A 1,604-nucleotide genomic window follows, 5' to 3' on the forward strand; every position below is an offset into this window, starting at 1 on the left:
ACGACATCGCCGAGCCAATCCATAAACACCCGCACCCGCAGCGGCAAATGCCGTTGCCGTGCATACAACAAGGAAATCGCCATTGGCGGTGCGGTGTATTGCGGCAGTACCGTCAGTAGTTCGCCATTTTCCAGATGCGGCTGCATGCCGGTGCGCGGTACCTGCGTCAGGCCGAAGCCGCCCAGGCACGCCGCTTCATAGGCATCGGTGCTGTTGACCGTGACACTGCCGGCCATCGCCACGCGCCGCACCTCGCCGTTTTCCTCATAGACGAACCCCTCCGAACGCGAGCCCAGTACGCCGACGTAATGCACCAGCCGATGCTGCGCCAGATCCTCGATGGTCTGCGGCACGCCGTAGCGTTGCAGATAAGCAGGACTGGCGCAGTTGACCATCGGGAAGTCGCCAAGATGCCGGGCGACCACCGACTGATCCGGCTGCGCGCCGATGCGCAATACGCAGTCGAAACCTTCGCTGAGCAGATCGACGCGGCGGTCGGTGCTGCTGATTTCCATCTGCAGATTCGGGTGGCGATCCATGAATTCCGGCAGGCGCGGCATGATCAAGCGTCGCGCGAGGATGTTCGGCATATCGACGCGGATGCGCCCGGTCAGCGAAGCCTCGTCCTGACGGAACAGCCCTTCGATTTCATCCATGTGCGAGAGCAGATCTTTGCTGCGTTCATACAGCACCAGTCCATCCTGAGTGGCCTGCACCTTGCGCGTGGTGCGCTGCAACAGCCGCGTGCCGAGCAAGGCTTCGAGCGCCTGCACCTGCTCGGACACCGTCGAGCGCGGCAGGCCGAGGCTTTCACCGGCGAGGGTGAAACTCGACAGTTCGCTGACCCGAACGAAGGTACGCAGCAGTTCCAGTTTGTTCATGACAAGCCCCGGTGATTGTTCGGCTGAGCCGATCAGTGATTCCGCTTTTGCCGTGTTTATCACCTCAGGGCGGATAAATAAACTTCTTCCATCACCACTCAACGCAATCGAGGAAGTCCGCATGAATCGCAAAATCGCACTGATCACTGGCGCCAGTCGTGGCTTGGGCCGCAGCGCCGCCGTGCACCTTGCCGCGCAGGGCATCGACATCATCGGCACCTACAACAGCCGCGCCGACGAGGCCCAGGCGCTGGTCACTGAATTGCAGGCGCTCGGCGCGAAAGCGGCGATGCTGCAACTGGACGTCGGCCGCAGCGAGAATTTCGCCGCGTTTGCCGCGCAGGTTGAACAGATATTGGGGCAAACCTTTGAGCGTCAGCGCTTTGATTTCCTGATCAACAACGCCGGGGTCGGCGTGCATGCGCTGTTCAGCGAAACCACCCCGGAGCAATTCGATCTGCTGATGAACGTGCAGTTGAAAGGGCCGTTCTTTCTGACCCAGCAACTGCTGCCACTGATCAATGACGGTGGGCGCATCGTCAATATCTCGAGCGGCCTGACCCGCTTCAGCCTGCCGGGTTACGGCGCTTATGCGGCAATGAAAGGTGCGATGGAAGTGCTGACGCGGTATCAGGCGAAAGAGCTTGGCGCGCGGCAGATTGGCGTGAACGTTCTGGCGCCGGGTGCGATTGAAACCGATTTTGGCGGTGGCACGGTGCGCGA

General features: G+C 61.1%; 2 protein-coding genes. One reads left to right on the forward strand and one right to left on the reverse strand.

Annotated elements, in window-relative coordinates:
- On the reverse strand, positions 1-881 hold an 881-nt coding region (locus D6877_RS02570), incomplete at its 3' end, for a LysR family transcriptional regulator (RefSeq protein WP_130909737.1).
- Between the two features lie 121 nt (positions 882-1,002).
- Between D6877_RS02570 and D6877_RS02575 the strand changes: the two genes are divergently transcribed.
- Positions 1,003-1,604, forward strand: a 602-nt coding sequence (locus D6877_RS02575; RefSeq protein WP_130909740.1) for an SDR family NAD(P)-dependent oxidoreductase, incomplete at its 3' end; no start/stop codon positions are given.

It is taken from the genome of Pseudomonas sp. Sample_9 (assembly GCF_004307535.1).
GTDB lineage: Bacteria > Pseudomonadota > Gammaproteobacteria > Pseudomonadales > Pseudomonadaceae > Aquipseudomonas > Aquipseudomonas mercuritolerans.